The sequence below is a fragment of the Streptomyces sp. NA02950 genome (assembly GCF_013364155.1).
GTDB lineage: Bacteria > Actinomycetota > Actinomycetes > Streptomycetales > Streptomycetaceae > Streptomyces.
In genome coordinates this window covers 8,910,645-8,930,960 of sequence record NZ_CP054916.1, presented here as the reverse complement: position 1 = coordinate 8,930,960, position 20,316 = coordinate 8,910,645, and the positions used below count along the sequence as shown (strand labels likewise).

Annotated in this window: 15 protein-coding genes; 11 read left to right on the top strand and 4 right to left on the bottom strand. The window is 73.2% G+C overall.

The genetic code is table 11. From position 1 onward, the window contains the following. From HUT19_RS38360 to HUT19_RS38345, 4 genes are all read left to right on the top strand, one after another. The gene (locus HUT19_RS38360; protein ID WP_176185538.1) at positions 1–1,230 is read left to right on the top strand and encodes a glycosyl hydrolase; all 1,230 of its coding nucleotides are present in this window, start codon (positions 1–3) and stop codon (positions 1,228–1,230) included. Between the two features lie 41 nt (positions 1,231–1,271). Then, positions 1,272–3,398 (top strand): endo-beta-N-acetylglucosaminidase, encoded by a 2,127-nt coding sequence (locus HUT19_RS38355; RefSeq protein ID WP_176185536.1) that lies wholly within the window; start codon positions 1,272–1,274, stop codon positions 3,396–3,398. A 45-nt stretch (positions 3,399–3,443) separates the two neighbouring features. After that, a complete protein-coding gene (locus HUT19_RS38350) occupies positions 3,444–6,449 on the top strand; it encodes a glycoside hydrolase family 38 C-terminal domain-containing protein (protein ID WP_176185533.1) in 3,006 nt (1,001 codons plus the stop codon). A gap of 162 nt (positions 6,450–6,611) precedes the next feature. Further along, positions 6,612–7,835: a transglycosylase family protein gene (locus tag HUT19_RS38345; RefSeq protein ID WP_176185531.1), complete on the top strand. Its 1,224-nt coding sequence runs from the start codon at positions 6,612–6,614 to the stop codon at positions 7,833–7,835. Positions 7,836–7,850: 15 nt separating this feature from the next. Here the strand turns inward: HUT19_RS38345 and HUT19_RS38340 are convergent, their stop codons facing one another. The 3 genes from HUT19_RS38340 to HUT19_RS38330 form a co-directional block, all read right to left on the bottom strand. After that, the gene (locus tag HUT19_RS38340; protein WP_254886016.1) at positions 7,851–8,999 is read right to left on the bottom strand and encodes a serine hydrolase; all 1,149 of its coding nucleotides are present in this window, start codon (positions 8,997–8,999) and stop codon (positions 7,851–7,853) included. 179 nt (positions 9,000–9,178) lie between these two features. After that, positions 9,179–10,093: an SDR family oxidoreductase gene (locus HUT19_RS38335; RefSeq protein ID WP_176185529.1), complete on the bottom strand. Its 915-nt coding sequence runs from the start codon at positions 10,091–10,093 to the stop codon at positions 9,179–9,181. A 1-nt stretch (position 10,094) separates the two neighbouring features. Then, positions 10,095–10,943, bottom strand: a complete 849-nt coding sequence (locus tag HUT19_RS38330) for an SDR family oxidoreductase (RefSeq protein ID WP_176185527.1) — start codon at positions 10,941–10,943, stop codon at positions 10,095–10,097. Positions 10,944–11,022: 79 nt separating this feature from the next. Between HUT19_RS38330 and HUT19_RS38325 the strand changes: the two genes are divergently transcribed. From HUT19_RS38325 to HUT19_RS38300, 6 genes are all read left to right on the top strand, one after another. Continuing rightward, entirely contained in the window at positions 11,023–11,778 is a 756-nt protein-coding gene (locus tag HUT19_RS38325) for an enoyl-CoA hydratase family protein (RefSeq protein WP_176185525.1), read from the top strand. Next, positions 11,775–12,644 carry a CoA transferase subunit A gene (locus HUT19_RS38320; RefSeq protein WP_176185523.1) on the top strand — a complete coding sequence of 290 codons (870 nt, stop codon included), beginning with the start codon at positions 11,775–11,777 and terminating at the stop codon, positions 12,642–12,644. Before HUT19_RS38325 ends, HUT19_RS38320 begins: the two co-directional genes overlap by 4 nt. Next, a complete protein-coding gene (locus HUT19_RS38315) occupies positions 12,641–13,381 on the top strand; it encodes a CoA-transferase subunit beta (RefSeq protein WP_176185521.1) in 741 nt (246 codons plus the stop codon). The genes HUT19_RS38320 and HUT19_RS38315 overlap by 4 nt, the downstream gene beginning before the upstream one ends. Continuing rightward, positions 13,381–14,427 carry a nitronate monooxygenase family protein gene (locus tag HUT19_RS38310; protein WP_176185519.1) on the top strand — a complete coding sequence of 349 codons (1,047 nt, stop codon included), beginning with the start codon at positions 13,381–13,383 and terminating at the stop codon, positions 14,425–14,427. Before HUT19_RS38315 ends, HUT19_RS38310 begins: the two co-directional genes overlap by 1 nt. Positions 14,428–14,647: 220 nt before the next feature. Then, positions 14,648–16,147 (top strand): glutamate synthase subunit beta, encoded by a 1,500-nt coding sequence (locus HUT19_RS38305; protein ID WP_176185506.1) that lies wholly within the window; start codon positions 14,648–14,650, stop codon positions 16,145–16,147. A 113-nt stretch (positions 16,148–16,260) separates the two neighbouring features. Further along, positions 16,261–17,253 carry an MBL fold metallo-hydrolase gene (locus HUT19_RS38300; protein ID WP_176185504.1) on the top strand — a complete coding sequence of 331 codons (993 nt, stop codon included), beginning with the start codon at positions 16,261–16,263 and terminating at the stop codon, positions 17,251–17,253. A 38-nt stretch (positions 17,254–17,291) separates the two neighbouring features. On the opposite strand, the gene HUT19_RS38295 is transcribed toward HUT19_RS38300, so the two are convergent. Then, positions 17,292–17,651, bottom strand: a complete 360-nt coding sequence (locus HUT19_RS38295) for a MerR family transcriptional regulator (protein ID WP_176185502.1) — start codon at positions 17,649–17,651, stop codon at positions 17,292–17,294. A gap of 67 nt (positions 17,652–17,718) precedes the next feature. Here HUT19_RS38295 and HUT19_RS38290 point away from each other — a divergent pair, with 67 nt between their 5' ends. Beyond that, the gene (locus HUT19_RS38290) at positions 17,719–18,840 is read left to right on the top strand and encodes an alkene reductase (RefSeq protein ID WP_176185500.1); all 1,122 of its coding nucleotides are present in this window, start codon (positions 17,719–17,721) and stop codon (positions 18,838–18,840) included. Positions 18,841–20,316 lie beyond the last annotated feature (1,476 nt).

Sequence of the window (20,316 nt, the reverse complement as noted above, 5' to 3'; positions counted from 1 at the left end):
GTGCGCTTCGGCGTCAACTACACCCCCACCCGCGGCTGGTTCCACCACTGGCTGGACTTCGACCTCGACGCGGTCCGCGCCGATCTGGACTCCATCGCGGCCCTGGGCCTGGACCACATCCGGGTCTTCCCGCTGTGGCCGGTCTTCCACCCCAACCGCACGCTCATCCGCCCGCGCGCGGTCGAGCAGCTGGTCGAGCTCGTCGACGCGGCCGCCGAGCGCGGTCTCGAGGTGAACGTGGACGGATTGCAGGGTCATCTGTCCAGCTTCGACTTCATTCCGTCCTGGACCACCACCTGGCACCGCCGCAGCCTCTTCACCGACCCCGATGTGGTGGAGGCCCAGGCGGAGTATCTGCGCACCCTGGCCGCCGCCCTCGCCGACCGGCCCGCGTTCCTCGGGATGACCGTCGGCAACGAGTTCAACCAGTTCTCCGCCGCGCCCCACCCCGACCCCGACCGCATCACCTCCGAACAGGCCGGGGCGTGGCTGCGCGGAATGCTCGACGCGTGTGCGAAGGGCGCGCCGGGGCGGCCGCATCTGCATTCCTCCTACGACGCCGCCTGGTACCACGAGGACCACCCGTTCACCCCCGCCCAATCGGCCCGGCTCGGCGCCGCCACCGCCGTCCACTCCTGGGTGTTCAACGGCACGGCGCAGCGCCACGGCCCCACCGGCGCCGCCACCGGACGGCACGCCGCCTATCTCATCGAGCTGTCCAAGGCATGGGCGACGGATCCGCACCGCCCGGTCTGGTTGCAGGAGGTCGGGGCGCCCGCGCCGCACATTCCCCCCGAGCGCGCCGCCGCCTTCACCGAGACCACCGTGGCCCATGCCCTGGACTGCCCCGATCTCTGGGGCGTGACCTGGTGGTGTTCCCATGACGTGGACCGCGGGCTCGCCGACTTCCCCGAGCTGGAGTACGGGCTCGGGCTGCTCACCAACGACCGCCGGGTCAAACCCGCCGGGCGGGCACTCGCCCGGATCGTCCGGGAGCGGCGGGAGCGGCTTCCCGCGCCGCGCACCACGGCGCTGGTGGCGGAGGTCGGGGAGGAGTCCGCCCGGGGGCGTTCGGGGTGCGCACCGGGCGGGGTGTTCTTCGAGGCGTGGATGCGGGCTGCCGCGCGGGGGCTGCGCCCGGCCGTGGTGCTGGCCGAACGGGCCGCGGACAGCACGCACTTGGCGGCCCGGGGCATCACGGAGGTGCTGACCGTCGACGCCATCGACTGAGCCGCCCGCCCCCACCTGACCTCGCAGCGAAGGAGTCCAGCATGTACGACAGCTCCGCAACGCCCGGCACAGCCACCGCTCGTCCCGGCCGCCGCCGGGTGCTGGCCGCGGGCGCGGCCACGGCGGCGGCCGCCGCCCTGCCCATGGGCACCGCGACCGCCGCGGGCCGGACGGGTACGGCGGCCGCCTCTGCCGCCTCTGCCACCGACGATCTGCGGCCGTACGCCTCGTACTGGTTCCCCGACAGCCTGCCCTCCGGCAGCCCGGGGGACGGTGTCGTCTGGCGCAGCCTGATGTCCTGGACCCCGGAGTCCGATCCGGACCTGGCCTTCAACACCTCGGCCGTTCCGCTCGCGTCCCGTTTCACGCCGGTGGCGCCCAACGCCACCGCGCGCACCGGCCAGGCGCGGGTGTCCGCCCTGGCCGCCTTCGCTCCCACCGCCGGCAACCCCTCCCAGGGGTCCGCGACGGCCGACTCCTACGCGCTCACCCACTGGGCCTATCTCGACGAGCTGGTGTTCTGGGGCGGTTCCTCCGGAGAGGGGCTGATCCTGGCGCCCAACGCACCCGTCGTGGACGCCGCTCACCGCAACGGCGTCCCGGTGCTCGGCACCGTCTTCCTGCCGCCCGTGGCGTACGGCGGGCAGTTGCGCTGGACCCGGGATCTGGTCCAGCGCGGCAGCGGCGGCGGGTTCCCGGTCGCGGACAAGCTGATCCAGGTGGCGAAGGCGTACGGCTTCGACGGCTGGTTCATCAACGCCGAGACCGACGGCGGGAACACCCAGCTGGCCACCGATATGCGGGACTTCCTGCTCCATCTGCGCGACCGCGGCGAGGGCCTGCGGGTCACGTGGTACGACGCGATGGTCGACAGCGGGGCCGTGAGCTGGCAGAACGCGCTCAACAACCGCAACTCCGCCTTCTTCCGGGCCTCCGCCACCATGTTCCTGAACTTCGACTGGAGCCGCTCGGGACTGGCCTCCTCGGGGCGGCTGGCACAAGAGCTCGGCCGCAGCCGCTACGAGCTGTGGGCCGGGATCGACGTCGAGTCCCGCGGCTATGACACCTCGGTGAACTGGGACGCCGTGATACCCGCCGACGCCCCGCACACCACCGGCTACGGCTTCTACCGTCCCGAGTGGACCTGGACCAGTCTGCCGTCGGGGCAGCGGACACCGGCGGCCTTCCACGCCCGCGACGACCGCTTCTGGACCGGCGCCTCCCTCGACCCGTCCGCGCCGGGCAGCGGCACCGGAGGGTGGCGGGCGCCCGCCGTCTCCGTCGCGGACCGCTCCACCGTCACCGCGCTGCCCTTCGCCACCTCCTTCAACACCGGCCATGGGATGCGCTGGTACGAGGAGGGCACCGCGCTCTCGGACACGGCCTGGACCCATCTGGGCCTCCAGGACCGGCTGCCGGGGCGCCGCTGGGTGGTGCGCACGACCGGTGCCCGCCCCACCGTCAACTTCGACTTCGCCGACGCGTGGCGCGGTGGCAGCAGTCTGCTGGTGGACGGCGCCCCGGGCGCGCCCACGACGGTCGAATTGCACTCCGTCCGGCTGCCGCTGTCGGCCGCCACCGTGGTGGAGCTGGCCCATCGGGCCGACGCCGGGTCGGCGGCGGTCCGGGTGGAGCTCGCGGTGGCCGTACGGGAGCCGGACACTCCGGGCGGTGCGTACGACTTCAGCTACCTTCCGGCGGGCACGCTCCGCGCGGGCGGTGGGTGGACCACGGCCACCCTGTGGATCGGACGGCGGCTGCGCGCGCTCCGGGCGGAGTCCGTGCGCGCCTTCGGGGTGCGGCTGACCCCGTCCGGCGGTGGCACCGTGCGCTGGCGGCTGGGGGCGCTCGCGGTGCGGGATGCCGCGGCCGGGGCTCCGGACACGCCCGGACCGCTGACGGTGACCGCGTCCCGGCCCGGCGGTGAGACCGGGACGGCCGCGCTGCGGCTGTCCTGGGGGCGCTCGTCCGGTGCGGTACGCCACTACGAGCTGCACCAGGTGCTGCCGGGTGGAGGCCGCCGCTTCCTCGGCGGCACCTGTGGCACGGCCTTCTACGTTCCCGCTCTGCGCCGTGCGGAGGGTGAGCGGGCGTCCCGGATCGAAGTGCGGGCCGTGGACGAGCTGTTCACTCCCTCTCCGCCCTCCGCCGTCTCGTTCACCTGGTAGTCCCCGGAAGCACCCTCCGCCCGGCAGTCAAGGAGTCCTCGTCTCATGCACAGCGACCGTGCCGTCACCGAAGCCCGGCTCAAGCGTGTCCTGGAGGAGCGCATCCGCCCGGCGGTCCACCCGGAGTCCGTACCGCTCGAGACCGGGATCTGGAACGCACCGGGCGAGCCGGTGCCCGTGGCCGAGGGGCTGGCCGCGCCCCGAACCCCCATCGCGGCCGGCGCGGCCTGGGGGCCGCCGTGGGGCACCAGCTGGTTCACGGTGCGCGGCACGGTCCCGGACTCGTGGGCCGGCCGGACCGTGGAAGCGGTGCTGGACCTGGGCTTCGACGAGAACATGCCGGGCTTCCAGTGCGAGGGGCTGGTGTACCGGCCGGACGGCTCCCCGGTGAAGGGGCTCAATCCGCGCAACCAGTGGGTGCGGGTGGGGTCCCCGGTGGCGGGCGGCGAGGAGGTGGTGCTGCACATCGAGGCCGCCTCCAATCCGGTGCTGCTGGACTACCACCCCTTCCAGCCGACCGAGCTGGGCGATCCGGAGACGGCGGGCAGCGAGCCGCGGTACCGGCTGGCCCGGATGGATCTCGCCGTCTTCGACGAGACGGTGTGGGAGCTGGTGCAGGACCTGGAGGTGCTGGGCGAGCTGATGGCGGAGCTGTCGCCCGAGAGCCCGCGCCGCTGGGAGATCCTGCGCGCGGTCGAACGGGCCCTGGACGCGGTGGACTTGCAGGATGTGGGCGGTACGGCGGGCCGGGGCCGGGAGCTGCTGGCGGAGGTGCTGGCGGCCCCGGCCCATGCCTCGGCGCACCGGATCAGCGCGGTGGGCCACGCGCATATCGATTCGGCGTGGCTGTGGCCGCTGCGCGAGACGGTGCGCAAGGTGGCCCGCACCACCGCGAACATGACGGCGCTGCTGGAGGACGAGCCGGACTTCGTCTACGCGATGTCGCAGGCGCAGCAGTTCGCCTGGATCAAGGAGCACCGCCCGGAGGTGTACGCCCGGGTGAAGAAGGCCGTGGCGGAGGGCCGGTTCGTTCCGGTGGGCGGGATGTGGGTGGAGTCGGACACCAATATGCCGGGGTCGGAGGCGCTGGCCCGGCAGTTCGTGCACGGCAAGCGGTTCTTCCTGGAGGAGTTCGGCATCGAGACCGAGGAGGTGTGGCTGCCGGACACCTTCGGGTACTCGGCCGCGCTGCCGCAGCTGGTCAGGCAGGCGGGGGCGAAGTGGTTCCTCACCCAGAAGATCTCCTGGAGCCAGACCAACGCCTTTCCCCATCACACCTTCTGGTGGGAGGGGCTGGACGGCACCCGGGTGTTCACCCACTTCCCGCCGATCGACACCTACAACGCACAGCTGTCGGGGAAGGAGGTCGCGCACGCGGTCCGCAACTTCCGGGAGAAGGGCTCGGCGGGGCGTTCGCTGGCACCCACCGGCTGGGGCGACGGCGGCGGGGGCACCACCCGCGAGATGGTGGCCCGGGCCAAGCGGCTGGCGGACCTGGAGGGTTCGGCGAGGGTGGTCTTCGAACGCCCGTCGGCGTTCTTCGAGAAGGCGCACGCGGAGTACGGACATGCCCCGGTGTGGGTGGGCGAACTGTATCTGGAGCTGCACCGGGCGACGCTGACCAGCCAGGCCAGGACCAAGCAGGGCAATCGGCGCAGTGAGCACCTGCTGCGCGAGGCGGAGCTGTGGGCGGCGACGGCGGCGGTGCGCACCGGATTCCGCTATCCGTACGAGGCGCTGGACCGGCTGTGGAAGACGGTGCTGCTCCACCAGTTCCACGACATCCTGCCGGGGTCGTCGATCGCCTGGGTGCACCGGGAGGCGGAGCGGACGTACGCGCGGGTCGCCGAGGAACTGGAGGAGATCGTCGCGGGGGCGCTGGCCGCCCTCGCGGCGGACGGTGCGGAGGGCGGTGCGGAGCTGGTGTTCAACGCGGCTCCGCATGAGCGGGCCGGGGTTCCGGCGGGCGGTGCCGCGCCCGCGCGACCGGGCGTGGGCGCGCCGGTGGCCGCCGAGCCGCGCGAGGGCGGTGGCTTTGTGCTCGACAACGGGCTGCTGCGGATCGGTATCGACGGCCGCGGTCTGGTGGTGTCGGTGTACGACCTCGTCGCGGACCGGGAGACGGTGGCCCCGGGGCAGGCGGCCAATCTGCTCCAGCTGCACCCGGACTTCCCGAACATGTGGGACGCCTGGGACGTCGACCACTTCTACCGGAACACCGTCACCGACCTCACGGACGTGCGGGAGCTGGCGTGGGTCGACGGCGCGGTGCGGGTGGTGCGGACGTTCGGCTCCTCACGGGTCGAGCAGCGGCTGAGCCTTCTCCAGGGCGAACGGCGGCTGGAGATCGACACGGAGGTGGACTGGCACGAGACGGAGAAGTTCCTCAAGGCCGCCTTTCCGCTGGATGTGCGCAGCGACCGGATCGCCGCCGAGACCCAGTTCGGCCATCTGCACCGGCCCACGCACACCAACACCAGCTGGGATGCGGCGAAGTTCGAGGCGTGCCAGCACCGCTTCGTCCATCTGGAGGAGCCGGGATGGGGTGCCGCCCTGGTCAATGACTCGACCTATGGCTACGACGTCACGCGTACCGCGCATACGACAACCGTCCGGCTGTCGCTGCTGCGTGCCCCGCGCTTCCCGGATCCGCGCACCGACCAGGGGACGCACCGCTTCCGTTACGCACTGGTGCCGGGGGCGGCGATCGGGGACGCGGTGCGGGAGGGGTACCGGATCAATCTGCCCGAGCGGCGGATACCGGTCGGTGCCGCCGTGGCACCGCTGGTGTCGGTCGAGGACGACGCCGTGGTGGTGACGGCCGTCAAGCTGGCCGACGACGGCAGCGGCGATGTGGTGGTGCGGCTGCACGAGTCGCGGGGAGGGCGGGTGCGGACAGGGTTGACCGCCGGATTCCCGTGGACCGGCGCCGCGTCCTGCGATCTGCTGGAGCGGCCGACCGGCCGGGCCGATACCGAAGGCCCGCACTGTGCGCTCGCGCTGCGTCCGTTCGAGATCGTCACCCTGCGCTTCTCCCGCACCACCGAGTGAAATGACGTGACGCACATCACACAGCCTGGGGAGGGTCGCAGCACAGCGCGGTGTGGCCCTCATTCCCCGTCAACTCCCTCTTGTTGTGGCCGAATCGGGCCCCTTATCTTTGGCGCGCCCGGCAGCCCGCCGCACAGGCGCCAGCAGGAGAAGGAGCCGTCCATGCCCTTACGGGGACGCCACCGCCGTCCGAAACCCAACCGCATCTCCCGTGCCTCGCTGAGCGTCACGGCGGGCGGCGCCGGTATCGCCCTGCCACTGGTCGGCGCCACGGGCGCGCACGCGGCCTCGGAAGGGACCTGGGACAAGGTCGCCCGGTGCGAGTCCACCAACAACTGGGACATCAACACCGGCAACGGCTTCTACGGCGGACTCCAGTTCACCCAGAGCACCTGGAAGGCGTACGGCGGAACCGCCTATGCGGCACGGGCCGATCTGGCCACCAAGGACCAGCAGATCGCCGTCGCGGAGAAGGTGCTCGACGGCCAGGGACCCGGCGCCTGGCCGGTCTGTTCCGGCAAGGCCGGGCTGGCCCGGGGGGCCGCCGCGCCCCGGAGCGCCCCCGAGGCCCTCAAGGCATCCGCGCCGAAGGCCCGGGAGACCCAGCAGAAGCAGACCCGGCGGAGCGAGCCCACGCCCACCCGGCTGCCCGGTCAGGCGCCGTCCGGGGCCGGCCGCTATGTGGTCGTCAGCGGCGACTCGCTGTCCCGGATCGCCAATGACCACAATGTGCGGGGCGGTTGGCGGACGCTCTACGAGACCAACCGAGAGACCATCGGCGGCGATCCGGATCTGATCTATCCCGGTCAGAAGCTGGCATTGAGCGGCAGTGGCAAGGCAACGCCGAAGAAGACCGCACCGAAAGCCAAACCGAAGCGCCGGGCCGAAACCCACCACAAGGCCAAGCCCAAGCCCCGGCCGCAGCCCGAGAAGCAGCACACCAGCCGCCACACATCCGCAGCGAAGCCCGCCGCCGGCTCGGGGTTCACCGCGCCGGTCAGCGGGGTCAGGCCGACCACGGCCTACCGGGCGTCCGGTTCCAGCTGGGCCAGCGGCCATCACACGGGCGTGGACTTCCCCGTGGGCGTGGGCACCTCGGTGAAGGCCGTCGGCGCGGGCCACGTGGTCTCGGCGGGCTGGGGCGACGCCTACGGCTACGAGGTGGTGATCCGCCACCGGGACGGCAGATACAGCCAGTACGCCCATCTCTCCCAGCTGTCGGTACGGGCGGGGCAGAACGTCAACGGCGGCCAGCAGATCGGCCGTTCCGGTTCCACGGGCAACGCCACCGGTCCACACCTCCACTTCGAGATCCGCACCGGTCCCGGCTACGGCTCCGACATCAACCCGCTCGCCTATCTGCGCGCCCACGGCGTCAGCATCTGAGACGTTCGGCCCGTCTCATGCGCACAGGGCCGCCCGCTGCGCCTTCTGGAGCCCCTTGGAACGCGGCACGGGCGGCTCGCCCTTCAGCTCCGCGGCCAAGTCGAAGACGGTGGCGGCGAGGACCAGTTGGCGTTTGCCGTCGGCGGTGGTGAGGGCGACGCTGGTGAAGCCCGGTCCGCCGCCGTCGGTCTCCCAGGCCGTGACCGGGTCGGCGTCCTTCCCGGTGCCGCACGGCAGCTCCATCCGCTGCACCCCGAGGCCGTACGCCGGGGCGTCGGGGAACGACACCGGAGTCCGGAGTTCACGCTGCTGCGCGGGACGCAGCAGCGCGCCGCCGAAGAGCGCCCGGTGGAAGCGGGCCAGATCGTCCACGGTGGAGATCATGGCTCCCGCGGTCCAGTCGTAGGAGGGGCTGAACCGGGTGAGATCGCGCCCCTCGAGGTCGTAGCCGTGCAGATGCGGCCCGCGGATGCCGGGGTCGGTCACCGGGAAGGAGGTGCGGGTCAGCCCGAGCGGGGCGAGGATCCTGCGGTGGATCTCGGCGGGGGCGCTGTGCTGCGTGACCGCCTCGATCACCAGCCCGGCGAGCAGGTAGTTGGTGTTGGAGTACGACCAGCCCCGGCCGGGCGCGAACTCCGGCGGATGCCCGACGGCGCGGGCGATCACCTCGCGCGGGGTGATGATGTGGTCCCGGTCGCCGTCCTCGAGGTAGGGGGCGAAGAACTCGGGTTCGGTGGTGGGGTCGTAGATCCCCGAGGTGTGGTTGAGCAGCTGCCGTACGGTGATGGCGGCGCCGTCGTTGCCGTTTCCGCGCACCATGCCGGGAAGCCACCTCTCCACGCTGTCGTCGAGCGAGAGCCGCCCCTCGCCCTCGAGTTGCAGCAGTACCGTCGCCACGAACGCCTTGGTGTTGCTGGCGATCCGGAACCGCTGGCCGGGGCGGGCCCGTTCGCCGGTCGCGGTGTCGGCGACCCCGGCAGCCGTACGCCAGGTCTCACCACCGCGCCGTGCGTAGGCCACGGCGGCCGGGAAGCCGTCCTCGACGGTCTGTCCGACGGCCTCCTCGAAGCCGGGCGGGGGCGCGGCGGACGTCCCCCGCGCCGGAGTTCCGGCCGCGACGGCCGATGACACCGCCACCGCCCCGATGCCCGTCCACAGTGCCACGGTCCTCGCACGTGCACCCACAACTGCTCCCGCTCCGCTCGGCTGTTCCGTCCGGGGATCAAGCCTGCCGGGGCGCCGGGCACGTCGCCCATCCCGCTGGCGCCCGTCCGCCGCGGGGGTTGTCCCCACCCCCTTCCCTCCACCCGGGCGCTTCTCCGCGCACGGGTGGGGACAGGCCCTCAGCAGGCCCCGTACACCGGCTCCGGCGGTCGGGCGGCGGCGAGGAGTTCGCCCACCGCCTCGCCCGCCTCGGCGGGGGTCCAGCGGGCGCCTTTGTCGACGGTCGGGCCGCGGCGCCAGCCGTCCATGACGGTGATGCGCCCGCCGTCGGCCTCGAAGACCCGGCCGGTGACCCCGGCGCAGGCGGCGGAGCCGAGCCAGACCACGAGCGGTGAGACGTTCGCGGGGGCCATGGTGTCGAAGGCGCCGGGCCGGTCGGGGGCGGTCATGGTGTCGGCGAAGGTGGTCTCCGTCATCCGGGTGCGGGCGGCCGGTGCCACGGCGTTGACCTGGACGCCGTAGCGGTCCAGTTCGGCGGCGGCGACGAGGGTGAGACCGAGGATCCCGGCCTTGGCCGCCGCGTAGTTGCCCTGGCCGACGCTGCCCATGAGCCCCGCGCCGGAGCTGGTGTGGATGACGCGGGCGGCCGGGGTGCGCCCGACCTTGGTCTCGGCGCGCCAGTGCGCGGCGGCGTACCGCAGTGGCAGGAAGTGGCCCCTGAGGTGGACGCGGATCACCGTGTCCCACTCCTCCTCGCCGAGGTTGACGAGCATCCGGTCGCGTACAAAACCGGCGTTGCTGACGAGGGTGTCGAGGCGGCCGTAGGTGTCCAGCGCGGTGGCGACGAGGGAGGCCGCGCCGTCCGTGGCGGCGATGTCCCCGGTGTGGGCGACCGCTTCACCGCCCGCGGCGCGGATCTCCGCCACCACCTCCTGGGCCGGGTCCGCCGACCGGCCGACGCCGTCCGGGCCCGCGCCGAGGTCGTTGACGACGACCTTCGCGCCATCGGCGGCGAAGGCGAGCGCGTGTGCGCGGCCGAGGCCGCGGCCCGCTCCGGTGACGACGGCGACACGTCCGCCGCACAGTCCGCTCATCTCACTCCTCCTGGGTGGTGGGGGCCTGGACCGTGGGGCCCTGGGCGCTGGGATCGGTCGCGGCGGTGTCCTCCGCCGCGTTCACCGTGGCGGCGTGGAGGAAGGCCGGGCGCTCCCCGCCGCCGTGCACGGCCAGGCTCGCGCCGGTGATGTAGCGGGCGAGGCCGGAGGTGAGGAAGACACAAGCGTCACCGGCCTCGGCGGGTTCGGCCAGCCGTCCGAGCGGCACGGTCCGGCCGACGGCGGCGACACCGTCCGCCTCTCCGTAGTGCAGATGCGACAGCTCGGTGCGGACCATGCCGAGCACGAGAGTGTTCACCCGCACCTCCGGGGCCCATTCCACGGCCAGGGTGCGGGCGAGGTTCTCCAGGCCCGCCTTGGCGGCCCCGTAGGCGGCGGTGCCCGGGGAAGGGCGGGTTCCGCTGACGCTGCCGATCATCACGACGGAGCCGCCGCCGTGCTGATGGCGCATCATCGCGTGGGCGGCGAGGGCGACGGTCATGGGCGCGGTCAGATTCAGCTCCAGGACCCGGGCGGCGCGGCGTGGACCGGTGTCGGCGATCAACCCGTAGGGGCTGCCTCCGACGTTGTTGACCAGGAGGTCCAGGCGGCCGTACGCAGCCCGCAGCCAGGTGAAGAAGCCGTCGACGGCATCGGCGTCACGGACGTCCAGCGGCCGGTATCGCGCGGTGCGGCCGGCGGCCTCGACCGGGCGGCCGGGGGCGCGGCGGGCGCACACCACCACCTCGGCCCCGGCGGCGAGCAGGGCGCGTGCGATGCCCGCCCCGACGCCGCGCGTTCCTCCGGTGACCACGGCGACCTGCCCGGCGAGGTCGATGGTGACGGCCACGCGACACCTCCCGCTGTACGGTGAGCGCTGCTACCTTCTCACCTAACAAATGTTTGGTGGAAAGGTAGCGGATCTGCTCATGGGTGTCTCCACCACCGCCCCGGAAGCGGGCGTCGCCGTTGTCACCACGGACTTCCCACCCGTCAACGCCCTTCCCGTGCACGGCTGGTACGCACTGGCCGCGGCCGTGCGCGACGCGGGCGCCGACCCCGCGGTGCGCTGTGTGGTTATCACCGCCGAGGGCCGGGGGTTCAACGCGGGCGTGGACATCAAGGAGATGCGGCGCACCGAGGGGTACGGCGCGCTCCTCGGCGCCAACCGGGGCTGCGCCGAGGCGTTCGCCGCCGTGTACGACTGCCCGGTACCGGTCGTCGCGGCGGTGCAGGGCTTCTGCCTCGGCGGCGGTATCGGCCTGGTGGGCAACGCGGACGCGATCGTGGCAAGCGAGGACGCGGCCTTCGGACTGCCGGAGCTGGACCGCGGCGCGCTGGGGGCGGCCACCCATCTGGCCCGGCTGGTGCCACAGCATCTGATGCGGGCGCTGTACTACACCGCGCGTACCGCGACCGCGGAGGAGCTGCACCGGCACGGTTCGGTGTGGCGGGTGGTGCCGCGCGCCGGACTGCGGGCCGCGGCGCTGGAGCTGGCACGCGAGATCGCCGCCAAGGACGGCGAACTGCTGCGGCTGGCCAAGGCGGCCATCAACGGGATCGACCCGGTCGATGTGCACCGCAGTTACCGCTTCGAGCAGGGCTTCACCTTCGAGGCCAACCTCGGCGGGCTCGCCGACCGGCACCGGGACGCCTTCCTCGCGCGGGGCGGTGAGAGGCGATGAGGCACGGGGACAAGCGGATGAGCGCGGCGGAGGCGGTCGGCCGGATCGAGAGCGGGATGACGGTCGGCATCGGCGGCTGGGGTTCCCGCCGCAAACCGATGGCGCTGGTACGGGCCCTGCTGCGCACGGACGTCACGGATCTGACGGTGGTCTCCTTCGGCGGCCCGGACGTGGGGCTGCTGGCCGCCGCCGGAACGATCCGCACACTGGTCACCGCGTTCGCGACCCTGGACTCCATCGCCCTGGAGCCGCACTTCCGTGCGGCACGCGAGGGCGGCACCCTCGAACTGGTTGAACTGGACGAGGCGATGGTCATGTGGGGGCTGACCGCCGCGGTGCACCGGCTGCCGTTCCTGCCGGTCCGCGCGGGCCTCGGCTCGGACGTGATGACGGTCAACCCGGCACTGCGGACGGTCCGTTCCCCCTACGGGGACGGCGAGGAGCTGGCAGCCGTACCGGCGCTGCGGCTGGACGTGGCGCTGGTGCACCTCAACCGCGCGGACGCCGCGGGCAACGGCCAGTACCTGGGTCCCGACCCGTACTTCGACGACCTGTTCTGCGAGGCGGCGGAGCGGGCGTATGTCTCCTGCGAACGTGTGGTCGACACCGCGGAGTTCGCGGCGGCGGGCGGTCCGCAGACGCTGCTGGTCAGCCGTCACAGTGTGACCGGTGTGATCGAGGCCCCGCACGGCGCCCACTTCACCTCCTGCGCCCCCGACTACGGACGCGACGAGGCGTTCCAGAGCGCGTACGCCAAGGCCGCCACCGACCCCGCCGCATGGCGGGAGTTCAGTGCGCGCTTCCTGTCCGGGGACGAGGACACGTACCGGGCCGCGGTGGCGGACTTCCGGAGGGAGAGCCGATGAGCCGGGGCGTGAGCCGGGCCGAGTACTGCGTGGTGGCGTGCGCGGAGGCATGGCGGGGCGACGGGGAGATCCTGGCCGCGCCGATGGGGGTGGTGCCCCGGATCGGCGCACGGCTGGCCAGGCTCACTTTCGCGCCCGGTCTGCTGCTGACCGACGGCGAGGCCATGCTCATCGGCGACGACCCGGAGGTGGTGGAGGGCTGGCTGCCGTACCGCCGCCACCTGGCGCTGGTCACCGGCGGCGGACGCCATGTGATGATGGGCGCGAGCCAGCTCGACCGCCACGGCAACCAGAACATCAGTTGCGTCGGCGACTGGAAACGGCCCCGGCGGCAGCTGCTGGGGGTGCGCGGAGCGACCGTCAACACCCTGAACAACCCAACGAGTTACTGGGTACCCCGGCACTCCCGGCGGGTCTTCGTGGAGCGCGTGGACATGGTCTGCGGGGTCGGCCACGACCGGGCGGCCGCGGCCGGGCCCTCGGCGAGCCGCTTCCACGATCTGCGGCGGGTGGTGACCGATCTCGCCGTCCTCGATTTCGCCACCCCCGACCGCGCCCTGCGGGTGTGTTCCCTGCATCCGGGGGTGACCGCCGATCAGGTGCGGGAGGCCACCGGCTTCCCGCTGGCCGTCGCCGACGACGTCCCCCGCACCCGTGAGCCGAGCGGGGCCGAGCTGCGGCTGATCCGGGAGGTCATCGATCCGGAGGGGCTGCGCGAAAGGGAGGTGCCGTCCTGATGGACACCCCGCTGACCGCGCTCACCGGCGTCCGCCACCCGATCGTCCAGACCGGTATGGGGTGGGTGGCCGGGCCCCGGCTGGTCTCCGCCGTGGCCGGCGCCGGGGCGCTGGGCATCCTCGCCTCCTCCACCATGTCCCCCGACCGGCTGCGGGCGGCGGTACGGGAGGTCGCCTCGCGCACCGACGCACCCTTCGGCGTCAATCTGCGGGCCGACGCGGGCGACGCCGCGGAGCGGGTGCGGATCATCATCGAGGAGGGCGTGCGGGTGGCGTCCTTCGCGCTGGCCCCCACCCGTGAGCTGATCGCCCGGCTGAAGGACGCGGGCGTGGTCGTCATCCCCTCCGTCGGCGCGCGACGGCACGCGGAGAAGGTGGCGGCCTGGGGTGCGGACGCGGTCGTGGTGCAGGGCGGCGAGGGCGGCGGCCACACCGGTGAGGTGGCCACCGGTGTGCTGCTCCCGCAGGTCGTGGACGCGGTGGACATCCCGGTGGTGGCCGCGGGCGGCTTCCACGACGGCCGGGGCCTGGTGGCCGCGCTCGTCTACGGGGCGGCCGGGATCGCGATGGGCACCCGCTTCCTGCTGACCTCCGACAGCACGGTGCCGGACGCGGTGAAGGCCCGCTATCTGGCCGCCGCGGTCACCGATGTCACCGTCACCACCGCGGTGGACGGACTGCCGCACCGGATGCTCCGCAGCGAGCTGGTCGACGCCCTGGAGCGCTCCGGGCGCGCCGCCGCCCTCGTCCGCGCCGTGCGCCACGCCGCCGCCTTCCGGCGGCTGTCCGGGCTGAGCTGGGCGCGGATGGCGCGCGACGGGCTGGCCATGCGCCGCGGCCGGGACCTCACCTGGAGCCAGGTGCTGCTGGCCGCCACCACCCCGATGCTGCTCAAGGCGTCGATGGTGGACGGCCGGACCGACACCGGGGTGATGACCTCGGGCCAGGTGGCCGGGGTCATCGGTGATCTGCCGTCCTGTGCGGAGCTGGTGGACCGGGTGATGGCACAGGCGGAGGCGGTACGCGCCCGGCTGCCGGCCGGATAGCGGTCCGCCCGTTTCCGGTCGGCCACGGGTCCGTGGCTTCCGGTCGGCCCGACGGTCCGGAACGCCCTGGTCAGCACGGAGACAGCGGCTCGGCCCTGTCGTACGCACCGGTCGTACAGTGGGGAGAAACGCGTGACAGCGCCGCGTGGTGCCGCCACGCCGGGAGCCCGGTGGACCGGGCTTCCCCGGCCAGACCATGACACGGGTAACGGAGGCCGTCATGGCCGACCCGAAGGGTTTTCTCACCACACCGCGCCGCCTTCCACCCCGCCGCCCCGTGGCCGAGCGGGTGCGGGACTGGGACGAGGTCTACGCACCGGGCGGACTGCTGCCGATCATCAGCGCCCAGGCCGGTCGCTGTATGGACTGCGGTATCCCGTTCTGCCACCAGGGCTGCCCGCTGGGCAATCTCATCCCGGAGTGGAACGACCTGGTCTCGCGGGACGACTGGCTGCGGGCCATCGAGCGGCTGCACGCCACCAACAACTTCCCGGAGTTCACCGGGCGGCTGTGTCCGGCCCCGTGCGAGAGCGCGTGTGTGCTCGCCATCAACCAGCCGGCGGTCACCATCAAGAACGTCGAGGTCGCCATCGCCGACCGGGCGTGGGAGAGCGGCCGTGTCCCGCACCGGCCCCCGGAGCGGCTGACCGGCCGCACCGTCGCGGTGATCGGCTCGGGCCCCGCGGGTCTGGCCGCGGCCCAGCAGCTGACACGGGCGGGGCACACCGTGGCGGTGTACGAGCGGGACGACCGGGCGGGCGGTCTGCTGCGCTACGGCATCCCCGCGTTCAAGATGGAGAAGCACCACCTGGACCGGCGGCTGGCGCAGATGCGGGCCGAGGGCACCAAATTCCGTACCGGGGTGGGCGTGGGCACCGATGTGGACGCCGCCGAGCTCAGATCCCGCTACGACGCGCTGGTGATCGCGGTGGGCGCGCGGGCCTGGCGGGAGCTGCCGGTGCCCGGCCGGGAACTGGCCGGGATCCACCAGGCGATGGAGTTCCTGCCGATGGCCAACCGGGTCCAGGAGGGCGACTACCTCCGGCCGCCGATCAACGCCGAGGGCAAGCACGTCGTGATCATCGGCGGCGGGGACACCGGCGCCGACTGCCTGGGTACCGTACTGCGGCAGGGCGCCGCCTCGGTGACCCAGCTGGACATCCACCCCCGGCCGGGCGAGGAGCGGGACGAGGCCGAGCCCTGGCCCACCTACCCCAGGATCTACCGGATGTCCGCCGCCCACGAGGAGGCGGACGAGCTGGCGGCCGCACCGGAGGCGGACGTGGACGCCCGGGTGTTCTCGGCCACCACCGTCCGCTTCGAGGGCACCGCACCGGACGCGGCGTGCCCGCACGGCGGCGTCCGGGCGCTGCGGCTGGTCGGGGCGGAGCGCGAGGGGCGGCCGGAGCCGGGCGGCGAGCGGGTGCTCCCCGCCGATCTGGTGCTGCTCGCCCTGGGGTTCCGCGGTCCGGAGCACGACGGGCTCTTCGACCAGCTCGGGCTGGAGACCGACACCCGGGGGAACATCGCCCGCGACGTGGACTTCGGCGCCGGGGCGGACGGGGTCTTCGTGGCCGGGGACGCGGGCCGCGGCCAGTCGCTGATCGTCTGGGCGATCGCCGAGGGCCGGTCGGCCGCGGCGGCCGTGGACCGCTATCTGACGGGCTCCACGACGCTTCCGGCGCCGATCGAACCGGCCGACCGCCCCCTCACGGCGTGACCCGCTCCCGCACGGCGTGACCGCTGGGGCGGCCGCGACGGCTGGGGCGGCGCCACCGTCCCCATGGCGCGAAGTCACCGTCGTGAGGCCCGGCACCCGGGATACTGGCGTTCATGATCTCGCAGTCGCCGCTCATCGCCCTCGCCGACGGAGTCCACCTGTGGTCCCCCAGACCGAGTACCGGATGGGGACTGGCCAACTGCGGTCTGATCGTCTCCCCCGACGGCGCCGCCGCCTGGGTGGACACCCCCTACGACCGGCGGATGGCCCTCGACTTCCTGGAGCGCAGCAGGACCCTGCTCCCCGACGGCGGCCGCATCGGACGGGTGATCGTCACCCATGCCAACGGTGACCATCTGTGGGGTGCGGAGGTGCTGCCGGACCCGGAGGTCGTGGCCACCCGTGAGGCGCTCGGTCATATCGCCTGGGAGCCGAAGCCACGGCAGCTGCACGCCCTGGTGCACGGCAGCGATCCGGAGACACCGCTCGGCTGGTACCTCCAGCGCCACTTCGGACGGTTCGACTGGTCCGCCACCGATGTCGTGGAGCCGACCCTGACCTTCACCGGCGAACTCGATCTGTGCATCGGGCAGGTGCCGGTCCAGCTGTTCGGACTGCCCTCCGCGCACACCACCGGTGATCTGATCGCCTATCTGCCGCGGCAGCGCGTGGCGTTCACCGGGGATGTCATCTTCGCCTCCGGCACGGAGGACCCCGGCGACCACGCGGTGCACTGGGCGGGCCCGCTGAGCCACGTGATCGCCGCCTGTGAACGGGTGCTGGCCACCGGGGCCGAGATCATCGTCCCGGGCCACGGTCCGGTGCTCGATCCGGAGGGCGTCCGCGGCCACATCCGCTACCTCGAGCACCTCCGCCACCGCAGTCATCAGCTGCACCAGGCCGGGGTCCCCGCCCTGGACGCGGCCCGCGCCCTCATCGCAGAGAACACCTTTCCGCGGCTGGGACTGCCCGAACGGATGGTCATCACGGTGGCCACCGAATACCGCCATCTCGACGGGGCAGCAGACGGTCCGGACATCCTCGCCGTCATGGCCGATGTCGCCCAGGTCGCCTGGGAGCGACGGGAGGAGGTGGCGGCGGACTAGGCCGGGACGGGGGCACGGAACACCGGCGGGGCGGCCGCTCATCCGTCCGACGCCGTGGCGATCACCTCGTCCAGGACATCGCGTGAGCGGATCAGATCGCCGATCATGCGGTCGATGCGGTCCCGTTCCCCGATGAGTTCGGTGACCAGCTGCCGGGTGGCGATCTCGGACGGCCCGCCGTCCCCGTCCCGCATACAGGGCAGCAACTGGGCGATCTTCGCGCTGTTCAGTCCCGCGGCCAGCAGTTCCTGAATGCGGATGACCCGGTCGACGGCCCAGTCGCCGTAGTCGCGGTGGCCGCCGGGAGTGCGCTCCGCGCGCAGCAGTCCCTGCTGTTCGTAGTAGCGCAGCGAACGCTCGCTCACCCCGCTCCGCCGGGCCAGTTCACCGATGCGCATTGCCCCACCTCGCATGCCGACTCGAGGACTTGAATCTGACACTGATGTCAACTTCTACCGTACCGGCATGACGAACACATCAGTACAGTCCCCCGCATCGGTGGAGTCCCCGCTCTTCGCCCCCTCCCGCCTCGGCCCCCTGGAACTGCCCAACCGTCTGGTGATGGCACCGCTGACCCGCAACCGGGCCGGGGCCGACGGGGTGCCGGGTCCCATGATGACGACGTACTACGCACAGCGCGCCTCCGCGGGGCTGATCATCGCCGAGGCGGCCACGCCGAACGCCGTGGGGCAGACGTATCCCCACATCCCCGGGATCCACACCGGTGCGCAGGTGGCGGGTTGGCGACGGGTGACCGACGCGGTCCGTGCCGCCGGTGGCCGGATGTTCCTGCAGTTGCAGCACGGAGGACGGGTCGGCCACCCCGACACCCACGGTCTGACGCCCGTCGCGCCGTCACCCGTCCCGCTCCCGGAGACGATCCACACCCCTCAGGGACGTCAACCCGCCTTTCCGCCCCGGGAGATGACTGCCGACGACATCCGGTCCACCGTGGCCGACTTCGCCGCGGCGGCCCGCAACGCCATCGATGCCGGGTTCGAGGGCGTCGAGGTGCACTCGGCCAACGGCCACCTCCTGCACCAGTTCCTGGCGAAGAACACCAACCGGCGCACCGACGGCTACGGCGGTGCGGTTTCCGGCCGGATCCGCTTCACGGTCGAGGTGGTCCGGGCCGTCGCCGACGCGATCGGTCCCGAACGGACCGGACTGCGCATCTCCCCCGGAAACACGGTCAACAGCATCGCGGAAGGCGACACCGACGAGATCTACCCGGCGCTGGTCAGGGTGCTGGCCGGCACCGGCCTGGCCTATCTGCACATCGTGTTCGCCGACCCGGACCAGCCGCTCTACCGGGACATCCGGCGTGACTGGCCGGGCACACTGATGGCCAATCCGGCGCTGGGGCGGGGTCCGCTGCCCGCCGACGGCGGCCGCCGCGCGGGCGAACGGCTGTTGGCCTCCGGAGCCGACCTCATCGCGCTCGGCCGCGCGTTCATGGCCAATCCCGACCTGGTCGAACGACTGCGCATCGGCGCGCCCCTCAATCCGGTGCGGGACCGGTACGCGATGTACACGGGCGGAGAGACGGGCTACACCGACTACCCGACCCTGGCCAGCGCCCGTTGAGTCCTCGCCCACCGGCGTCCGGGACGGGCCCTCACGGTGTCGTATCCCGCCGATAACGTGTGGGGTGTTGCGGGGGAAGACAGGTCACCTGCCGAGGGAGCGTCATGCTCCCCGGCCGGTCGCCCTGTCCTGGTTCCCCGCGCCCTGTGAGCGCCGATGAGAGGACCAGGCCAGATGACCGGATTGCCGCCCCGCCCCGCGTTCGGGCCGCTGCTCGACCGCGGCCGCCCGGAGGATCTGCGGGAGTTGCTCGAGCGGACGCCCGATCTGCTGAAGCCCGTGGTCCGGTCGGCCGAGCGGATCCCGTCGGCTCTGGTGGACGCGGTGCTGGCCGAAGGCGGCACGTGGCTGGAGTTGCTGGCCGGGAACCAGAAGGCGACGGCGGCCGGTCCGGCGCTGCGCGTGCGGCTCGCGGCGTCCGGGCATCCGCTGGTGGCGGCCAAGGCGTTCCACGACGGCTCGTGGACACTCGCCGAGCTGCGCACCGTTCTGGCGGCGGCGGATCCCGCCGACCGCCTCTGGTTCGACAGGCCGGGTCCGGCGGCCGGGCTGCTGACGGTGCGGGCCTCCTCGGCCGGGCACCGGCGGCTGGCCCTGCGGGCCGCGGTGGTCTCTCCGTTCCCCGAGGTGGTGGCGCACGCCCTGGACACCTTGTGGCCCGGCGGGGAGCTGACCCGTGGCGAGCGGCTGCGGGGCATGCTCTCCCTCGTCCTCCACGATGGCTCGGACCGGCTCGCCGCGCTGCTGGACACCGGGGGCGCACCCCGCGGCGGCCACGGCGACGCGGAGGACCTCGCGCTGGGCCGGGCGGCCGCGGCCGGTCCGGAGGGAGTGGAGGCCCTGCGGGCCGCGGTGGCGGCGGCCGAGGGGCCCGCGGGGCTGCTGGACGAGGTGTACGGCGCGCCGGAGGGCGTGCCCCAGGCCCTGGGGCTGCGCGCCGAGCTGGACTGGGCGGGTCTGGTGCGCGGACATCGCTCACGGCCCCTGGCACCGGCGGTGGTGGCCGCGCTGGTGTCCAGGGCCGAGTGTCCCGCCGAGGCGCTGCCGGTGCTGTGCGAGGGACATCCCGACGCCGGGAAGCTGCTGACGGACCTCGGGAGGCCGGTGCCGCTCGCCGCCCTCGAGGCGCTGCCCGCCAAGGACGCCCGCAAGCTGCTCCCCTCCCTGGTGCGGGAGGGGCTCGGCGGGACCGTGTCCGCCGATGAGCTGCTGGCGTTGCGCCCGGCGATGGCGGCGCTGACCTCGGTGCAGCCGATGACGACCACCCGCGAAGGGCGCGAGCGGGCCGCCGAGTTCACCGGAATGCTGGCCGCGCTGGTGGCGGAGAAGCTGGGGGACGAGGTGGCCGCCTGGCGCGTGGTGCGGGCTCGGCTGTCCCGGTTCCGCGGCACGGTGGCCGAGTTGCTGGACGACGCCGTCGCCAGGGCGGCGCGCGGGGAGGGCGCCGCCGGGCCGTGGCCGGAGGCGGCCGAGCGC